This window comes from Staphylococcus edaphicus (genome assembly GCF_002614725.1).
Lineage (GTDB): Bacteria > Bacillota > Bacilli > Staphylococcales > Staphylococcaceae > Staphylococcus > Staphylococcus edaphicus.
On the sequence record NZ_MRZN01000004.1, the window covers coordinates 113,712 to 132,271 of the forward strand.

The 18,560-nt window shown below is 34.3% G+C and carries 18 protein-coding genes and 1 riboswitch; of the genes, 5 read left to right on the plus strand and 13 right to left on the minus strand.

The window, feature by feature from the left end:
• Positions 1-131 precede the first annotated feature (131 nt).
• On the minus strand, positions 132-1,520 hold the full coding sequence (locus BTJ66_RS04205; protein WP_099089723.1) for an amino acid permease: 1,389 nt from the start codon (positions 1,518-1,520) through the stop codon (positions 132-134).
• A 405-nt stretch (positions 1,521-1,925) separates the two neighbouring features.
• Here BTJ66_RS04205 and BTJ66_RS04210 point away from each other — a divergent pair, with 405 nt between their 5' ends.
• Genes BTJ66_RS04210 through BTJ66_RS04220 form a run of 3 tightly spaced genes read left to right on the plus strand, consistent with a single transcriptional unit; the run spans position 1,926 to position 3,369 of the window.
• Positions 1,926-2,771, plus strand: coding sequence for a formate/nitrite transporter family protein (locus BTJ66_RS04210; protein WP_099089724.1), 846 nt, complete (start codon positions 1,926-1,928; stop codon positions 2,769-2,771).
• A gap of 56 nt (positions 2,772-2,827) precedes the next feature.
• Positions 2,828-3,187 carry a hypothetical protein gene (locus BTJ66_RS04215; protein WP_099089725.1) on the plus strand — a complete coding sequence of 120 codons (360 nt, stop codon included), beginning with the start codon at positions 2,828-2,830 and terminating at the stop codon, positions 3,185-3,187.
• Entirely contained in the window at positions 3,184-3,369 is a 186-nt protein-coding gene (locus BTJ66_RS04220) for a hypothetical protein (RefSeq protein ID WP_099089726.1), read from the plus strand. The genes BTJ66_RS04215 and BTJ66_RS04220 overlap by 4 nt, the downstream gene beginning before the upstream one ends.
• 89 nt (positions 3,370-3,458) lie before the next feature.
• Here BTJ66_RS04220 and BTJ66_RS04225 read toward each other — a convergent pair whose 3' ends face one another.
• The 3 genes from BTJ66_RS04225 to BTJ66_RS04235 form a co-directional block, all read right to left on the minus strand.
• A complete protein-coding gene (locus BTJ66_RS04225; protein WP_099089727.1) occupies positions 3,459-3,650 on the minus strand; it encodes a hypothetical protein in 192 nt (63 codons plus the stop codon).
• 4 nt (positions 3,651-3,654) lie between these two features.
• The gene (locus BTJ66_RS04230) at positions 3,655-4,299 is read right to left on the minus strand and encodes an HAD family hydrolase (protein WP_099089728.1); all 645 of its coding nucleotides are present in this window, start codon (positions 4,297-4,299) and stop codon (positions 3,655-3,657) included.
• A gap of 196 nt (positions 4,300-4,495) precedes the next feature.
• Positions 4,496-5,410 (minus strand): bile acid:sodium symporter family protein, encoded by a 915-nt coding sequence (locus BTJ66_RS04235; RefSeq protein WP_099089729.1) that lies wholly within the window; start codon positions 5,408-5,410, stop codon positions 4,496-4,498.
• A 261-nt stretch (positions 5,411-5,671) separates the two neighbouring features.
• Here BTJ66_RS04235 and BTJ66_RS04240 point away from each other — a divergent pair, with 261 nt between their 5' ends.
• Positions 5,672-6,202 carry a hypothetical protein gene (locus tag BTJ66_RS04240; protein WP_099089730.1) on the plus strand — a complete coding sequence of 177 codons (531 nt, stop codon included), beginning with the start codon at positions 5,672-5,674 and terminating at the stop codon, positions 6,200-6,202.
• 61 nt (positions 6,203-6,263) lie between these two features.
• Here BTJ66_RS04240 and BTJ66_RS04245 read toward each other — a convergent pair whose 3' ends face one another.
• A complete protein-coding gene (locus BTJ66_RS04245; protein ID WP_099089731.1) occupies positions 6,264-7,847 on the minus strand; it encodes an alpha-glucoside-specific PTS transporter subunit IIBC in 1,584 nt (527 codons plus the stop codon).
• Between the two features lie 216 nt (positions 7,848-8,063).
• Here BTJ66_RS04245 and BTJ66_RS04250 point away from each other — a divergent pair, with 216 nt between their 5' ends.
• Entirely contained in the window at positions 8,064-8,837 is a 774-nt protein-coding gene (locus tag BTJ66_RS04250) for a MurR/RpiR family transcriptional regulator (RefSeq protein ID WP_099089732.1), read from the plus strand.
• Between the two features lie 88 nt (positions 8,838-8,925).
• On the opposite strand, the gene BTJ66_RS04255 is transcribed toward BTJ66_RS04250, so the two are convergent.
• The 8 genes from BTJ66_RS04255 to hutU all read right to left on the minus strand — a co-directional run bounded on the left by BTJ66_RS04255 (position 8,926) and on the right by hutU (position 18,424).
• Entirely contained in the window at positions 8,926-9,432 is a 507-nt protein-coding gene (locus tag BTJ66_RS04255) for an SRPBCC family protein (RefSeq protein WP_099089733.1), read from the minus strand.
• Between the two features lie 221 nt (positions 9,433-9,653).
• Complete coding sequence (locus tag BTJ66_RS04260) at positions 9,654-10,946, minus strand: Na+/H+ antiporter NhaC family protein (RefSeq protein WP_099089734.1); 1,293 nt, start codon at positions 10,944-10,946, stop codon at positions 9,654-9,656.
• 116 nt (positions 10,947-11,062) lie between these two features.
• Positions 11,063-11,164, minus strand: a riboswitch (SAM riboswitch).
• A 133-nt stretch (positions 11,165-11,297) separates the two neighbouring features.
• Positions 11,298-11,909, minus strand: a complete 612-nt coding sequence (locus tag BTJ66_RS04265; RefSeq protein WP_099089735.1) for a flavin reductase family protein — start codon at positions 11,907-11,909, stop codon at positions 11,298-11,300.
• A 231-nt stretch (positions 11,910-12,140) separates the two neighbouring features.
• On the minus strand, positions 12,141-13,022 hold the full coding sequence (locus tag BTJ66_RS04270; RefSeq protein ID WP_099089736.1) for an SDR family oxidoreductase: 882 nt from the start codon (positions 13,020-13,022) through the stop codon (positions 12,141-12,143).
• Between the two features lie 75 nt (positions 13,023-13,097).
• Entirely contained in the window at positions 13,098-14,228 is a 1,131-nt protein-coding gene (locus tag BTJ66_RS04275) for an amidohydrolase (RefSeq protein ID WP_099089737.1), read from the minus strand.
• Positions 14,228-15,406 (minus strand): SulP family inorganic anion transporter, encoded by a 1,179-nt coding sequence (locus BTJ66_RS04280; RefSeq protein WP_099089738.1) that lies wholly within the window; start codon positions 15,404-15,406, stop codon positions 14,228-14,230. Before BTJ66_RS04280 ends, BTJ66_RS04275 begins: the two co-directional genes overlap by 1 nt.
• A 118-nt stretch (positions 15,407-15,524) precedes the next feature.
• The gene (hutI, locus tag BTJ66_RS04285; protein WP_099089739.1) at positions 15,525-16,763 is read right to left on the minus strand and encodes an imidazolonepropionase; all 1,239 of its coding nucleotides are present in this window, start codon (positions 16,761-16,763) and stop codon (positions 15,525-15,527) included.
• Positions 16,760-18,424: a urocanate hydratase gene (gene hutU, locus BTJ66_RS04290; RefSeq protein WP_099089740.1), complete on the minus strand. Its 1,665-nt coding sequence runs from the start codon at positions 18,422-18,424 to the stop codon at positions 16,760-16,762. The genes hutI and hutU overlap by 4 nt, the downstream gene beginning before the upstream one ends.
• Between the last annotated feature and the right edge of the window lie 136 nt (positions 18,425-18,560).

Genomic DNA, 18,560 nt, shown 5'->3' on the forward strand with positions numbered 1-18,560 from the left:
AATGCCATCATAATACATAACAGCTACTTTATTTTTTACTCATATGAATAAATAAAAGAAAAGCGATTATATAATGATGTATCATTATATAATCGCTTATTAAGCTATACTTATTTTATTGTTTTATTCATTTATATAAGTTTGTCTTTATTTAATTTATGATAACCTTTTAAGAAGAAGAACAATGTCATGAACAGTAAGAATATAATACCAATGACTACAGAAACAACCGTTTCTTTATTGAATAACATACCTATCAATACCATTACAAAGAATGCCATTGTAATATAGTTCGTGATTGCGCCACCTGGCATTTTAAACGGGTGGCCTTCTAATTCTTCTGGATGATTTTTTCTAAATCTTAAATGACTAATTAAAATCATAAACCATGGCACCATACCTGGTAAGATGGATGCACTATAAACGTAAACAAAGACACTGTCTGCGCCTTTAATAAATAAAGGTAAGATAACATTTAATAATGCACCGATTAAAATACCAATTGCAATAGCAAGTACTGTCCATAATGGCACACCATTCTTCATAACTTTACCAAAGAACTTAGGTAGCATACCTTTTTGAGATAAGTTTAATGTCATACGACTGGCACTGAATATACCTGAGTTACACCCTGACATTGCTGCAGTCAATACAACAAAGTTAATTAATCCAGCTGCAAATGTAATACCTACTTTGGCAAATGTTGCAACAAACGGACTGCCAATATTGCCTAATTCATCCCACGGATAAACAGTAACGATTACAAATATCGCACCAATATAGAAAATCAAGATACGCCAGATAACACCATTCACCGCACTTTTAATGTTTTTCTGTGGGTCTTTCGTTTCACCAGCAGTAATACCGATTAATTCCACACCTTGATACGAACCAATAACGATTGACAATGCAAAGAAAAATCCAATCCAACCATTTGGCATGAAGCCACCATGTGACCATAAGTTAGAGAGCCCAATTGCATCTCCACCATTTCCTAGTCCAAAGAAAATTAATCCGAAACCAGCAACAATCATTAATATAATAGTTACAACTTTAATCATTGCAAACCAGAATTCAAACTCGCCAAAGGCCTTAACAGATACTAGGTTCGCACCTGCTAAAAGTGCAACAACTACTACACCTGGAATCCATTGTGGTAAATCTGGGAACCAGTAATTCATATACTCCCCAACAGCTATTACCTCACTCATACCTACGACAACCCATTGGAATATATTACTCCAAGCTGTTAGATAGCCAGCTACTGGATGTATGTAATCACTTGCAAAGTTAGCAAAAGAACCAGAAGTTGGATGTAAGTAAACCATTTCTCCCATTGCTCTCATTACTAAAAACAAAAAGATACCTGCAATTAAATAAGCGAATATTACAGAAGGGCCTGTCCATTTTATAGTGCTTGTTGCCCCCATAAACAATCCAACGCCGATTGTTCCACCAAGTGCTATCATACGCATTTGGCGCGCACCTAATCCCCTTTGTAATTCATTATTTTCTTCCATCTTTCAAACCCCATCTCTTTCAATTATAAGTGAAATCCAATTCACTTATTATGTCGCTATTATACTATAAATTCAAAAAATTAAAACAATTATTTTGAATTATGTAAGTGTTTACATTCCGTCATCAATTGTATGCGATTTTAGATTAAAAAGCAAAGTCTTTTTTTATTATTTTATTTTTTTAGCTATAAATCGATATTTTTCTATGGTAATGATCACTTGACTATAGGTTTATATAGATTGAACATTCATTTCAAAACGACTCATCTGACATAATTGCTTTTATGTAAAAATACATTTAGCTTTATGCTCAATCATAAATAAATGAACAGTATGTGAATTCACTCACAAATATTCCTAATCGTAGTATACTTATGCTTAATTAAAGAAAGCGAGGATGTTAAATTGAATGATAAAAATGTTAAATGGGATAAAGTCTTCTATGGTAAAGCTTGGATCAAACATGTCGTAGATACAATAAGAACCAAAGATATTCTTCAAAGCTTTTATTTCAAACGTTATTTACTCCGAGCCATTATGGCTGGTTTTATATTAGGCGTAATCACTGTATTTGTATTACTTATTAGAGCTTCGCTTGATACACATATTCCTGCAGGTTTAATCAATTTAATTGCTGCTGTTGCATTTAGTTTTGCGCTAGTCTTAATACTGTTTACTAATTCAGAATTACTTACAAGCAATTTTATGTATTTCACAGTTGGTTTATATTATCGTGTAATACGCCCAAGTCGTGTTTTGAAAATTTTCATGCTTTGTTTTATTGGTAATGTTTTAGGTGGTGTGATTTTCTTTTTAATTTTAAGAGGATCTGATGTCATGACCGCTGAAATGTTCACTCACCTGGAAACAACTATTGAACATAAAACGTTATCGGCAGGCTTTATCGCTATTCTTATTAAAGGTATTTTTGCAAATTTCTTCATAAATATTTCTTTAGTTATCGCTATGCAAATTGATGATATTTTAGCCAAAATGTTTGTCATGATGTTTGGAGTATCCATTTTTGCATTTATGGGGTATGAACACGTTGTGTACAATTCAGTCCTTTTCGCTGGTGGCATTGTGTATCATAGCAATGCGTTAGCGTTAATACCTGTCGTTGTCAATCTGATTGGAGCCGGCATTGGAAATTATATCGGCGGTGGATTAATCATAGGTTTATTCTATGCCTATTTAAATGACCATCATCAATACGATCATGAAGTTTCACGTAAATCAGTTAGACACTAGCTTTGATACTTTGTATGTTATAATCTTTAATAGACTTTAGTACAAAGGAGTTATATATGAATCATTACTTACTGAAACGTACACTTACGATTTCCATCATTTTTGGTGTATTATTTTTTATAATAAATTATTTTAGTGGGTCCGATAGTTCAATTGTGCAACAGATATTAAAAAGTGTCCTTGTCATTATTGTCTTCGGCATTTTATATTATGCACTATTCTCTATAGTAAACTCGCCTGAAAGAAAATATAAATTTGGTATCACAATCCCTATTGCTTTACTCATTACCATACTTATTAGCGCCATTTTCTCTGCCATGAAAGCAGGCATAGTGATTGGGTTAATTCTCGGTATTGCTGCCGGTTATGTATGGGAATTCATTGCAAAAAATAAAAATGGTGGTGATAGTCATTGAGTATTATATTAGGCATTGTTGTAATTATTTTATTAGTGGTAAGCTTAATTCCAAATCTAAAAGCTGTTCAAAAGTCAAAAGCATCAGGTGAAAAGAATCCACGTTTTGCCATTATGGTTGGAATTGATGCTATATTATTAGTTCTTGTATTAGTGACACTCATATTCAAATTCTTATCATAGTTAAGTATTAAATAAACTTTTGAAATCAACATTAGTAATAACATATAAAATGGCTGTCGTGTGTTTACCACGGCAGCCATTTTTAATAGTCAAAATTGATCTTGTAACACAAAATAATAAAGTACTGCAGCACATAATAAATATACTAACGTGCCCACCATAAATGAACGAAATTGAATATGAAACGGAATCTTTTTATTAAAAATAGGCCCTAATACTAAATTTCCAATCGCTAATACAATAGGTCCTCCTACAAAAAATAATATTAAATAATTATTCATTATATTACCCTCTATTATTTTCAAAACATAATTTTATAATTTCTTCTGCAGATAAATCTTTACCGAAATAAGCAACATCACTAAAATCTTGTAGTTCTGTCATTTCATTTGTATTAACAATGACATCTAGACCTGCAGTAACTGCAGCTGTAGCTCCATTAACAGAGTCTTCGATTGCTAGACAATTTGTAGGATTATAATTTAGCTTTTGAACTGCTGTTAAATATGGATCTGGATTAGGTTTAATTGCTGCAACATCTTCACGTCCAACAATGATATCAATATAAGCACCTAAACCTAAATTAGTAAAAGTTGGTTGAATATCTTCACGGTAACTACTCGTTGCGATTGCCATTGGTATATGTCGTTGCTTACAATAATCCATTAATATGTGTATAGATTTGATGATAGGTAGATTTACACTCGTTTGGTTATGCTCTTCATAAATTTTATTTTTTTTGCTTATTCCAAGTACTTCTTCCAAATAATTATGTAATGCTGTTGCAGCACCTCCAATAGATTGACGATAAAAATCTAAGCTTATTTGTTTTAAATTATGTTGTTCTAAATGTTTATTGATAACTTCAAATAAGTGTTTTTCTGTATCAACAATCGTACCATCAAAATCGAACACCACTGCTTTATACATCTCTATTCCTCCAATAACCACTTCACTATTAAATAATTAAAACAGTTTCTATATAATGTTAGCTTATCATAATTTCAGCAGTAATTAATCTCTTTCACCTTACTTATTTGCAGCATAAAAAAACGTAAGTACATAAACAAACTACATGATGAATGCGTTTTATTTTGTACTTACGCTATTTTATATAATTTCTCTTTTAACGTTTATTCCAATATTTTGCTAAGATTGGTCCTGTAATATTGTGTATAAGGCTAAATACAGCACCCGGCACAGCGGCTAATGGACTAAAATGGACAGTCGCTAAAGACACTGCTAAACCAGAATTTTGCATACCTACTTCAATAGAAACAGCTTTCTTATCTGCTCTATCAAGCTTGAACAAACGTGCTAACGTATAGCCGAGTGTATAACCTACTATGTTATGTAAGATGACAACAGCAAAGATTAATAAGCCCGTTTCAAGAATCTGTGATTTACTACCGCCTACCACTGAAGCTAAAATCAATGAAATTGCAACTACAGATACAATGGGTAAAGCCGTAGCAGATTTAGCCGCAAAGTTTTTAAATACTTTTTGTAATATAAAACCAATCATGATTGGTATTAATATGACTTGAATTACTGACCAGAACATGCTCATAAATGAAACTTGCAACCACTCATGCGCAAACAAATATATTAATGCTGGTGTCAAAATCGGTGCTAACAAGGTTGATACACTTGTGATTGCGACAGATAAAGCGACGTTGGCATTAGCCAAATAACTCATCACATTGCTCGACGTCCCTCCCGGACAGCATCCTACTAAAATAACACCTATAGCAACTTCTGGTGGCAAATGAAACAGTTTTGCGATTAAAAACGCCGTTAATGGCATGATTGTATATTGTAATATAACACCAATAATAACTGTACGTGGTGCTTGAAATACAATCTTAAAGTCTTTTGGATCAATAGTTAACCCCATTCCTAACATAACAATACCTAGCAAATACGGTACCCATCCACTTAATGTAGCTAACTGATTTGGAAAAATAAATCCAATAATTGCAGCAATCAACATCCATAATAAGAATGTGTTGGTGGCAAACTTACTAACTTTTGATAACATCTTTAAACACTTCCCTTTATGTATTAACAAAGAAAAATGTATCATATTTTAAACCGCTAAACAACTAAATATTCTAAATATTCTAAATTCAATAATAACTATATTAGTTAAAAAAATTCAACTTCGTTCTTAAGACCTAGTGCTTACTTCAAAAAAGAGTGGTACAATCTAATAGAAATATAAACTTGTAAAAATTTAAGCGTAATAGAATATTATGATTAATAGCGATAAAACACTTTATATAGATATTGGGGGTATAATATGTTTTTAGATAGAACCGAAACGTTTGTGTTAAACATTGATGGTCTTGATAAGCGCACGACAAGAAAACACTTATCAAAACTTTTAAAACAAATTCAATTTTGTAATTCTTTTAAATTTACAATTTTTAAAAAGAACAATTTATATGCTTTAGAAATAAATTTACCTAAGCAACAGTTGCCTTATATGATTAGCTTTTTAAGTTTTCATAATTATGCCATTTATCAAATACTTGAAAATGCCAATTCAGATGAACTATTAGCATTAGATCACTTGTTATTATCATCTAAGCGTTTTGAACTAATCGTAGATGGTTTGCATGATGCATTTATAAAAGATAAAGTCATCGACATCATGAATCTACTCAATCAAACTGACTATATATCTTATACCTTCAATAGAAACAAAATCAATGTTTCTTGTTCACCATCTGTATTTGCCAAACTAATCAATTTAATTGCGACACACAATATAGACATTCTCGGAGCAGTTTATCAACCACGCTTATTACACAAAGTGAGAATTTCTTAATTCCAATATAAAAAGTGCCTACGACATCATGTAATGTCTTAGGCACTTTTCTTATTCATTACTATACATCATTGATAATATTTTCAAATGCTTCTCTCACTTGAGGCACAGACATACCTACGACCACTTGCACATTCGTACCTCGCTTAACTAACCCATGGGACATTTGATTATGAGTGAAATAGCCACTATCCTCTACTTTATCAGCATCCTTCACTGTCAACCTTAAACGTGTCGTACAGTTTGTTACATCTTTAATATTCTCTTTGCCACCTAATCCTTCTAGATAGTAAATTGCTTTGTCATTGTATTCATTACCTGTAGATGACGTTGTTTCCGTGGCTACTTTCTTATCTTTATAATCATGTTTGCTATACAATTTCACATCTTCTTCGTCTTTTTTGCGTCCTGGAAGTGGAATGTTAAATTTCAAAATTAAAAATCTGAACAAGAAGTAATAAATTGCTGTGAATACTAGTCCAATGATGATTTGGAATACATAAGTTAACCAATGATTCTGTGCTAATGGAATCCAGTTTGTTGCGAAAAAGTCTAACAGTCCACCACCAAAATTACCTACGAGACCAAAGCCATACATTAAAGTATCCATAGTAGCAGCTAATAATGCGTGTAATACAAATAGATATGGTGCAATAAATAAAAATGTAAACTCTAAGGGCTCTGTAATGCCTACAACCACTGCAGTTAGTGTTGCTGGTATTAATAATGCAGCAATTTTCTTTTTATTCTCTTTAGGTGTTGTTGAGTACATTGCTAAAGCGATACCAATGGCTCCAAATACTTTACCATTACCCTGCAACATAAATCCATAAGGGAATTGTTCTTTTAATGGTTTAGTACTTTTAGCAAACTCATTAACATGTTCAAACCATTCTGCCTTCAAACCGTGATTAACCACTACTGGCCCTACTTCTATAGGTGCATAAATGAAGTGATGCAAACCAGTTGGTATCAGCACTCTCTCTAAGAAATGGTATAACCATACGCCAATATAACCTGACCCAATAATAAATCCTTGTAATGAAGAAATGCCACTTTGTACAGTAGGCCAAATAATACAAGTAATTAATGCAAGAGGTAACATGACAAAAAATGAAATTGTAACGATAAATGTTAGTCCTTGGAATACCCCCAACATTTCAGGAAGACGTTTACTATAATATCGATTATGTATCCAAGTCACTATACTTGAAATAACAATACCACCTAAAATATTAGTATCTAATGTCTCAATACCTGCAATTGCTTTAAGACCGGTTACATTCTCAACTCCCTTTTCCAAATTAGCCCCAAATGTATGCGGCCATTGTGTAAGAAAAGCATTAATAAATGTATTGAACATTAAGTAACCCATTAAGGCTGCTAATGCAGCATGTCCCGGTGCTTTCTTAGCTAATGATAATGGCAAACCTACAACAAAAACGATTTCCATGTGATTGAATATCGTCCATCCACCCGATTCAATTACAGACCAAATCTTAAACCACGTCGTTCCATCTTCAGCAATGCTCCCCATAATTGATGGGTTTTTAAATAATGTTGCAAAACCTAGTACAATACCGAAGAAAGCAAACATTAAAACAGGTACAATCATTGCACTACCAAATCGTTTAATTGTGTTCATAACTGTATTCCCTCATTTCTTATCCATTAAAATCTTCTCAATTTCGACAATTTATATCACATTGATACATTCACTTTTATTTTAATTGCTTACACATACCATTATAGGAAACGCTTACATTTAAACAATGGTTTGACGCCATTCGGAATAATTTTGTATAATCAGATTATATTTTCAAAAGTTGAAAATATTTTCATAGAGTAAGAGGTGAACCAATTGTTTTTAGATGAACGCGTAAATAACAACTTTAGTAAATTAAATGAAAATGACTTGCATATCGCACATTTTATTAATACACATATTAATCAATGTAAAACGATGAAAATACATGAACTAGCCACTTATACCCATGCATCCAATGCTACTATTCATCGATTTACTCGAAAGCTGGGTTTTGATGGCTACAGTGATTTTAAATCTTATTTAAAATTTGAAACGGAACAAACACATCAATTACCCTCTGACTCTATCGAGGGATTTAAACAAGAAATTGAGAATACTTTTACTTATTTAGAACGCATTGATTATGAACTGATTACTAATAAAATTAACCAAGCCGAAACTGTGTACCTTTACGGTACAGGATTAGCACAAATGAATGTTGCTCAAGAAGCTCAACGTATTTTATTAACAATTCATAAAAGTATTATCGTCTTACATGATGTACATGAATTTAAAATGGTGTTAAATAAAACAACACCGAAAGATATTTTTTTCATTATTTCACTCTCTGGTGAAACTGAACAATTGCCCGACATCACTAACCTACTACAACTACGCCAAAAATATTTTTTCTCAGTGACAACATTAAAAGATAATACACTCGCACAAAAAGCGAATTATAATATCTATGTATCTAGTAATACATTTTATCTTGTAGATGGTATAGATTACTCAAGCTTTATCAGCTATCACATCTTTTTCGAAACATTATTACGTAAATACAATGAACGTCAAGAGCAAGGTGAACTCAACGCAGATAGGTTTTGAATAAAAAAAAGGACTTACAAGCACAATTGTATCTGCGTGCTTATAAGTCCTTTAATATTTTATGACGATAAATAAAGTTTAATGTCTTTTATAAATCTGCCTCAAATGTTTCTAATGCAATTTGTAGTTGATCAAATAACATTTCAAAACCATGTGCCGTGGAATCATGATATTCTTTTTTCTTTTGTTTGTATTCTAAAGTTGTCAACCTACGTTCTCTAGGTACAAATGCAGTATAACTAAAAACCATTTGCGTTATACCTGGCTCTCTCTCGAAAATTTCCACTTCAATCGTATCTTCAGAATCACTTAACTCTGGCATACCAATCGTCATTTCAATAAATTCATAGGGCGTTAACGTAAGATAAGATCCTTGAACTATATTTTCTTTACCTTTACGGACATCAATTATTTTATAGTTACCATTTTGCTCAGCGTTTACTTGGATAGACTTATTTGTTCTCTCCGATGTCATAAACCATTGCTTCAGAAAACGTTCATCCGTCCACGCTTGATATAACAATTCTGGTTCAACTTTGAATAATCGTTCAAGACGTATCTCAACATTTTCATTCTCTACATTATATTTAGCCATGATGTATTGTTCACCTACTTTCACCCTTATTTCTATTTTAACGCATGATGTAAGACTTCTTAACTATAATAACTTAAGATTTCAATCATTTCTATCCATTTATTAAGCCCTTAATAACTCTAGTTTATCGTTAATAGTCAGTAAACGTCAAAATTTTGCATTCCAAAATAAATAATAAACTGTATGTTTGAATTGATATTTGCACCTTGTTCAATCTTTTTTTAATTTTTATCTAATCTCGGTAATCTGAAACATATTGCGATGATGCCACAAATACCTAATATCATTGGATAAATAGCAAACGGTACTAGTTCAAATGGAGATATAGATGCTACACCTGCTGCAGCAATTAATTGTGGGCTATAAGGTAATAACCCTTGGAAACAGCTTGCAAACATATCTAAAATACTGGCTGATTTACGGGGATCCACACCATATTCATCAGAAATATCTTTAGCTAAAGGGCCTGCCATTAATATAGAAATTGTATTATTTGCTGTTGAAATATCTGCAACGCTAACTAAACTAGCAATCCCTAACTCTGCGCCACGCTTAGATTTCACTCTATTTCGCACAAAATTAAGTAACCATGTTATGCCGCCATTGTGTTGTATCAATGCCACTAGGCCACCAATTAACAGTGCAATAATAGCAATATCTTCCATACCAATTATCCCTTTTGAAATGGAACTCAATAATTCGGTCCAATCAAATGTACCATAAAATAAACCAATAATGGCAGAAAGCATGATACCACCAATTAGTACAATAATAACATTGACACCACATAATGCGAGTATCAGTACAAATAAGTAGGGTATCACTTTTATTAAATCATAATCATAGCTCTTAGTCGCATCAATTTGTGCACCATTCGTTAAAAACCAAAGTACAATTACCGTAATTATAGCACCTGGTAGTACAATTTTAATATTCACTTTAAACTTGTCACTCATTTTGGTCTTTTGCGTTCTTACCGCAGCTATGGTCGTATCTGAAATCATTGATAAGTTGTCACCAAACATCGCACCACCTACAACAGTTGCCATTGTTATTGCTGCAGATACATCCGTTGCTTGGCTTAGTCCAAACCCAACAGGCGCGATAGCTGCTACTGTGCCTACTGATGTACCCATTGATAATGAAACAAACATACAAATAACAAATAGTCCTACAATGATTAAATTCTCTGGAATCAAAGATAATCCTAAATTCACTGTAGATTTTACGCCACCCATATCTTCAGTCGTTTGTGAAAAAGCGCCTGCTAGTAAGAAAATGAGCATCATTAGAATAATATTAGAATGACCTGCACCCTTTGTAAAAATCTCAACCTTTTTTTGAAATGATTCTTTTCTATTTAATACAAGTCCCACAATTGAAGCTACTAATATAGCAACGTTTAGGGGCATTGTAGTGAAATCGCCTGTAATAATACCGACACCTAAAAACATCCCAACAAATATAATTAATGGTATAAGTGCCCAAGCATTGCCTTTCTTTGTCTCCTCCATACAAAACCAACTTTCTATTAAGTTTAACCTGAATATGCATTATTCTGTCATTAAATAAACTTACACAATAAAAAAACTCTTTCTACACAGAAGAAAGAGTAAACTTTGTACATTTATTCTTATCTTCTAGCATCATAAAATGCTACTGGAATTGGCACACGCATCATCATGTTGCCGAAGTATCAACAGGCCAGTCCCTCCACTTCTCTTGATAAGTTATTTAATTTATTTTTTTACAGTACAGTATTAAATAGATTTAGTCAATTACTGTTCCTAATTCTTGTCTAAACTTTAATATATCTTAACATTAATCCATCTATTTACGTCTTACATTATCACACATTGGATTTATTATTCTGTTGGTCGCTTAAGCGTAAATGATTTACCTAGTGATGCATAATCATTTCCAGCTAAACGAGCCACAGGACTTAGCGTTTGAGGATCTATTTTACTATCATCAATATAGACAGTTTCATCTATATGATACATCACAACTTCACCAATAATTAAATCAGAACCTTCTTGCTTATCGCCTAATGAAATGATTCTGTCTAATTTGCATTCCATTCGGATCTTAGCTTGCTCAATACCAGGAACAGGGATTAACTCCGACTCAATACATGTTAATTGTGTTCGATCCAATTCATTTTGCGTCCTCTCAATGGGTGCAGCAGTTTTATTAATTTGTTCAACCGTCTCTTCATCTGTAATATGCACTACAAACGATGCTGTATCTTCAATATTCAAAGATGTATCTTTGCGTCTCCCTTCCGAACGTGTTGTAGCGATCATAATCATAGGCGGCGCACTACACACTACGTTAAAAAAACTAAAGGGCGCAGCATTTAAACGTCCGTCTTTATCTTGCGTAGTTACAAATGCAATGGGTCTTGGGATAATGCTGCCACTAAGCAATTTGTAATTTTGTTGTTTGGTTAATGCATTCGCATTATATTGTTTCATAATTGGTCTACTTCCTTTCCCAAAAATAAGAAAAAGCGAGATAGAAACCAAATATTTAAATTGATTTCTCATTCTCGCTCACACATCGATAACTCATAGGTCAATGTCACAAATTGATACTCGTTTCATGAACATAGTTAATCAACTTTTATGGATAGCCATAAGCGGATGGGACATCACAATTTCATCCCACTCCCATTCATTAAACTAAACTTATGACATAAACATAACTTAATCTAATTGTGTTCCACCAGTCACACCATATACTTGTCCTGTTGTGTAACTAGATTCCTCAGCTGCTAAATGGACATACGTACCTGACAGTTCAACGGGTTGCCCCGCTCTTCCCATGACTTCTTTTTGTCCAAAGTTTGGAATTTTTGATTGGGGTTGTCCACCAGAAATTTGTAAAGGAGACCAAAATGGACCTGGAGCTATGCAGTTCACACGTATGCCTCTTTCGCCCAGCTCTTCAGATAAACTTTTTGTTAACGAAATGATTGCTGCTTTTGAAGCAGCATAATCATGTAAGATTGGACTAGGATGATAACCTTGCACTGATGACGTCAGTGTGATTGTAGCACCTGCTTGTAAATAATCTATTGCTTTTTGAACAGTCCAAAAAATTGGATATACATTGGTCTCGAATGTTTCTGAAAATGAAGCTGTGTCAAATCCTTTAATGTTATCTCTATATTGTTGATGGCCAGCAACAATTGTCACATTATCTAAACCACCAAGTGCTTTGTAAGCCGCTTCAACTAAATCGTAATTAAATTGCTCATTCCTGATATCACCTGGAATTAAAACAGCTTTTCTCCCTGCTGCTTCAATAACTTGTTGCACTTCTTCGGCATCTTGCTGTTCCTCAGGAAGATAGTTAATTGCAACATCTGCACCTTCTTTAGCATAGGCAATTGCAGCTGCTCTACCGATTGCTGAATCTCCACCGGTTACTAACATCTTATAATCCTTCAAACGGCCATAACCAATATATGACGTTTCACCACAATCTGGCTTTGGTTCTAATTTATTCTGCAAACCTGGAACTGGTTGTTCCTGTTTTGGAAAATCTTTATTTGAAAATTTAGTTCTTGGATCTTGGCTTGCCATTATGAACACTCCTTAAATTATGAACTAATAATTAAATACCCACTTTTTCTTTAGCTTAATACATTATTTAAGGCTTTATCGTTCATTATCATCTAAAAGCTTCTGCACAAATGTAACAAAATAGTCCGGTACTTTTTCTAAAATACGCTCATCTGGATCATATTTTGGATGATGTAAATCATATTCACTGTTCGAACCTATAAAGACAAATACACTTGGATATTTGTTCGAGAAACCTGAAAAATCCTCGCCAATCGTTAATGGTTGGTCCATGATACTCACGTTATAGCCAACCTCTTGGGCTACCTCTATGGCATCATTAGTTAATTTATCATCATTTATTACAGCACCTGGTAAACGATGATAAAGTGTTTCAATTTCTACACCAAATGCTTCTGAAAGTCCTCTTCCAATCGATCTTAATCGCTCTTCAATTAATAAGCGTTTATCTTCATCAAAGCTTCTTACAGTGCCTTGAACATAAGCTTCGTCTGCAATAACATTCCAAGTATTACCACAAGATACTTCTCCAATTGTCACAACTGCATTATCAAACGCAGATAAATTTCTGCTGACAATGGATTGAACGCTGTTGATCAACTGACCTAATACAATCATCGGATCGTTACCTTGCTCTGGCTTGGCAGCATGTGCACCTTTACCCTTGATTTTATATTCAAAGCGGTCTACAGAAGAGGTAATAACACCTGATTTCACCGCAAACTCCCCGATATCTAAAGTTGGATAATTATGATATCCTAACACTGCTTTCGCACCATCTATAGCACCTGTATTAGCAATATTTAGAGCACCATAACCTAACTCTTCTGCTGATTGGAAAATAATGCGTACACGCCCATTTAAAAGGTTTTCCATTTCTTTCAACTTAGCGGCTACACCTAAGACACTAGCCATATGAATGTCATGTCCACACGCATGCATTACACCTTTATTTGTAGAAGTGAATTCATGTTTTACTTGCTCATCAATTGGCAGCGCATCGATATCTGTTCTTACCGCAACTAGTGTATCACCTTGGCCAATTTCTGCTACAAGACCGGTTTCTAAGGGTAAATCTAAAACTTTAATATCTAATGCTTCCAAGATATCTCTGATTCGTTTGGTTGTGTCATATTCCGCATCAGATAACTCTGGATATTGGTGAAATGTTCTTCTCCAATTTATATAATCTTCATATTGTGGCATTACATGTCACGTCCTTTCTTTTTTTTAAAACCTTGAATCAAATAATATATTACACTTACAATAACCACGCCTGCGGCTAAGTTATTCGTAATTAAAATAATAATCATAGTAACAATAACCATACCGCCATTCGTAAACGGTGACAGTTTTATAAATGAAATCGTTCTTCTGTCAAACGTATTAAGAGAAATGGTAATTAACACTGTCGCTAACACTGCCATTGGTATTTGACCAATGATATCTCCAAAAACAAATAAACTGATAAGTAAAAAAGCACCCGTAACCATTGTGGATACTCTCGTAGTAGCACCCATCGTTGTATTAAAACGTGACTGACCCACCAATGCACTACCACCATAGCCGCCAAATAAAGCGACGATTGCATTAGCAATACCTTGACCTATAGTTTCTTTATTTTTGTTACTTTTAGTGGAAGTAACCTCGTCCATCATCCGTGCAGTTAATGTGGTTTGTACAACAGCAACGATTGCCATGGTTAAACCATATAATAATGATATAGCTATCGTATCCATATCGTATAAAGCATTTGGAAGAGATAACGTAGGTATATGCGTGTGTATTGGGGCCAGATGGTGCACATATAATATATCTTGTTTAATCATCCATGCGCATATGGTCAAGATAATAATGGCAATTAAGGGAGCCGGGACGAGTTTGATATACCGTTGGGCTATCCAAATAATTAAAAAAGATGCCACCGCTATAACGTAGGTCGCATTAGAAATATTAAATATGTTCTTCAGTTGCGATGTAAAGAGTAAAACACCTAATGCATTCATAAAACCAATGACCACGCCAGTAGGAATATAATCTAACAATTTGTTCGTTCGACAAATACCAATAATAATTTGTATCATTCCCATAAATAACGTAGCCAATATCACTGCCGACATCCCGTGGCTTGCCATAAGGGGCGCAACAACTAATGACACACCACTACTAGGTGCAGACACCATTAGTGTGCGATTACCAGTAATACTAATAACTAGCATCATGAGACCAGTACTCAACAATCCTATTGTTGGGCTAACACCCGCAATAAAGGAAAATGCAATGGCACCTGGTAATAACGCAAGTGCTAACAGAATACCTGTAAGCATATTGGTGACTAATGCTCCATACCATTGATTTATGTAATTTACGTGACGCACATTCATTGTCACCTCCATAATGCTTTAATTATATGGTATCATAATTGTCGAAATATTTAATCAACTCTGCCTATGTTTGAATCAAAAAAGCTAAGTCTTAAAGACTCAGCTTTTCATTAATCACTTACTGTATCAAGTTTATACGATTATCAATCAATACTTTGCCATCTTTGATTACTTTTTCAGCATGGTTGATACCATAGTGATAAGGAATATATTCATGATTAGGTGCGTCCCAAATCACAATATTCGCCTTATCTCCTTGATTGATTGTACCTGCGTCTACATCAATTGCTTTAGCAGCATTGACTGTAACGGCATTCCAAATTTCATTTGGAGATAATTTTAGTTTTAAAGCGGCAATCGACATTACAAGTTGTAAATTATTTGTTACACAACTACCTGGGTTAAAATCAGTCGCTATAGCTATTGCTCCACCATTGTCTAACATGCCTCGTGCATCTGCATAAGATTCTTTACCTAAATAGAAAGTTGTGCCTGGAAGTAGTACTGCGACTGTATCGCTATGTCTAAGTTTAGCTTTACCTTCTTCACTGGAAGCCACAAGATGGTCTGCAGAGATTGCATTTTCATCAATTGCTAACTCTAATCCACCTAAAGGATCGATTTCATCTGCATGAATTTTCACATCGAAACCTAATGTTTTGGCTGCTTCCATATATTTCTTTGACTCTTCTACTGTAAATACACCAGTTTCACAGAAAATATCAGCAAAATCTGCATATGGTTTAACCTCTGGTAATAAATCAATCATTTCCTGTAAGAATACTTGATTAGATTCAGCATCTTTTGGTACGGCGTGTGGACCTAGGAAAGTGTGTTTCATGTCTAAGTTGTATTTTTCAGCTAAACGATTAGACACACGTAATTGTTTTAGTTCATTTTCTTTATCTAATCCGTAACCACTTTTACTTTCAACAGCTAACACACCATGCTCAATCATTGTTAAGAGATTTTTTTCAGCTTTTTTAAACAATGCTTCTTCAGTCGCTTCACGTGTTGCTTCAACTGTAGACAAGATGCCCCCACCTTGTTCAAGAATTTCTAAATAAGAAACACCTTGTCTTTTTAGTGACATTTCATGTTCACGTGAGCCTCCATGAACAAGATGTGTATGTGCTTCAACTAAAGCTGGTGAAACTACTTTATCTGTAGCGTCAATTGTTTCATTTGCTTCATAAGCATCTGAATGTTCTCCAGCATAGACAATCTTGCCATCTTTAACAACAACTGTCCCATTTTTAACTATATTCAATTCGTCTAGTTCTTTTCCTTTTAATGGCCGTTCAGTAGATTTTGGTAAAATTAATTCTTTAATGTTTTGAATGATTAAATCGTTCATAATTTGTCTCCTTTACCTGTAATCATCGGTATTTTGATACCTTTATCTTTTGCAACATTAATAGCAGATTCATACCCCGCGTCAGCATGTCTCACTACACCCATACCCGGATCTGTAGTTAATACACGTCCTAATCTTCTGTCTGCACGTTCTGAACCATCAGCTACTACAACCATACCAGCATGTAAGGAATAACCCATACCAACACCGCCACCGTGATGGAAAGAAATCCATGAACCACCAGCCGCTGTATTTATCAATGCATTTAATATTGCCCAATCACCTACGGCATCAGAACCGTCTTTCATGCCTTCTGTTTCACGGTTTGGACTCGCAACTGAGCCAGAATCTAAATGATCACGGCCAATTACGATTGGCGCTGAAATTTCACCATCTCTCACAAGTTTATTTAATGCTAACCCCATTTTGGCACGCTCTTCATAACCTAACCAAGCAATTCGTGAAGGTAAACCTTGGAAAGCGATTTTTTCTTGAGCTAAATCTAACCAGCGAATTAATTTTTCGTTATCTGGGAAAATTTTTCTCATTTCTTCATCTGCACGCTCAATATCTTTTGGGTCTCCGCTTAACGCTGCAAAACGGAATGGACCTTTACCTTCACAGAACAACGGTCTGATATAGGCAGGCACAAATCCTGGGAAGTCAAATGCATTTTCTAATCCGTCATTGTATGCAACCTGTCTAATATTGTTACCATAATCAAAAGCAACTGCGCCTTTCTTATGGAATTCAAGCATCAGTTCAACATGTTTTCTCATAGAAGCTTGCGCTTCCTTTACATATTGTTTAGGATCTTTTTCACGTATTGCTTCAGCTTCTGCTAACGAATAACCTTGAGGTACATAACCATTAAGTGGATCATGTGCACTTGTTTGATCAGTCACGATATCAATTTTAAACCCTTTGTCTAAAATGGCTTTGTGCGTATCGACAGCGTTACCTACTAAACCAATGGATAAAGGCTCGCCTTTTTTACGCGCTTCATCTGCTAAACGTAAAGCTTCATCTAAATCATGTGTTTTAACATCACAATAGCGCGTCTCAATACGCTTATCAATGCGTGTTTCATCGACATCGACACCGATGACAACACCACCATTCATCGTAACGGCTAAAGGTTGAGCGCCGCCCATACCGCCTAAACCTGCCGTCAACGTAACTGTGCCATTTAATTTCCCATTATAGTGTTGATTAGCAAGCTCTCCAAATGTTTCATATGTACCTTGTACAATACCTTGTGAACCGATATAAATCCAACTACCTGCCGTCATTTGACCATACATCATTAACCCTTTTTTATCTAATTCGTTAAAATGATCCCAGTTTGCCCATTCTGGAACTAATACTGAGTTAGAAATTAACACGCGTGGTGCTTCTTCATGTGTTTTAAATACAGCAACCGGTTTACCAGATTGTACTAACATCGTCTCATCCGCTTCTAATGAACGTAATGTTTCTTCGATAGCTTCAAATGCTTCCCAATTACGTGCAGCTTTACCGATACCACCATAAACGACTAAATCTTCAGGACGCTCAGCTACCTCAGGATCCAAATTGTTGTATAGCATTCTAAGTACTGCCTCTTGTTCCCAACCTTTACATTCAATGTCTAAACCTTTTTTTGCTACTATTTTTCTCATGAAAAATCACTCCTTGTTTATAATGAACTTATCCTTTGTTTAACTATGCCAAAATACGTTCGTAAACGTGCCATCGTGATAAGTAATATAAATATGTTTCCCTCTATATTGAACAGTATAGTATGTTACTATATAG

Coding starts and splice junctions, on each gene's coding strand:
- BTJ66_RS04230 (WP_099089728.1), bottom strand. CDS start 4,299: ATGTATAAAGCAGTGGTGTTCGATTTTGATGGTACGATTGTTGATACA.
- BTJ66_RS04275 (WP_099089737.1), bottom strand. CDS start 14,228: ATGCCACAATATGAAGATTATATAAATTGGAGAAGAACATTTCACCAA.
- BTJ66_RS04215 (WP_099089725.1), top strand. CDS start 2,828: ATGAATCATTACTTACTGAAACGTACACTTACGATTTCCATCATTTTT.
- BTJ66_RS04280 (WP_099089738.1), bottom strand. CDS start 15,406: ATGAATGTGCGTCACGTAAATTACATAAATCAATGGTATGGAGCATTA.
- BTJ66_RS04240 (WP_099089730.1), top strand. CDS start 5,672: ATGTTTTTAGATAGAACCGAAACGTTTGTGTTAAACATTGATGGTCTT.
- BTJ66_RS04255 (WP_099089733.1), bottom strand. CDS start 9,432: ATGGCTAAATATAATGTAGAGAATGAAAATGTTGAGATACGTCTTGAA.
- BTJ66_RS04235 (WP_099089729.1), bottom strand. CDS start 5,410: ATGTTATCAAAAGTTAGTAAGTTTGCCACCAACACATTCTTATTATGG.
- BTJ66_RS04265 (WP_099089735.1), bottom strand. CDS start 11,909: ATGAAACAATATAATGCGAATGCATTAACCAAACAACAAAATTACAAA.
- BTJ66_RS04245 (WP_099089731.1), bottom strand. CDS start 7,847: ATGAACACAATTAAACGATTTGGTAGTGCAATGATTGTACCTGTTTTA.
- hutU (WP_099089740.1), bottom strand. CDS start 18,424: ATGAGAAAAATAGTAGCAAAAAAAGGTTTAGACATTGAATGTAAAGGT.
- hutI (WP_099089739.1), bottom strand. CDS start 16,763: ATGAACGATTTAATCATTCAAAACATTAAAGAATTAATTTTACCAAAA.
- BTJ66_RS04260 (WP_099089734.1), bottom strand. CDS start 10,946: ATGGAGGAGACAAAGAAAGGCAATGCTTGGGCACTTATACCATTAATT.
- BTJ66_RS04205 (WP_099089723.1), bottom strand. CDS start 1,520: ATGGAAGAAAATAATGAATTACAAAGGGGATTAGGTGCGCGCCAAATG.
- BTJ66_RS04225 (WP_099089727.1), bottom strand. CDS start 3,650: ATGAATAATTATTTAATATTATTTTTTGTAGGAGGACCTATTGTATTA.
- BTJ66_RS04270 (WP_099089736.1), bottom strand. CDS start 13,022: ATGGCAAGCCAAGATCCAAGAACTAAATTTTCAAATAAAGATTTTCCA.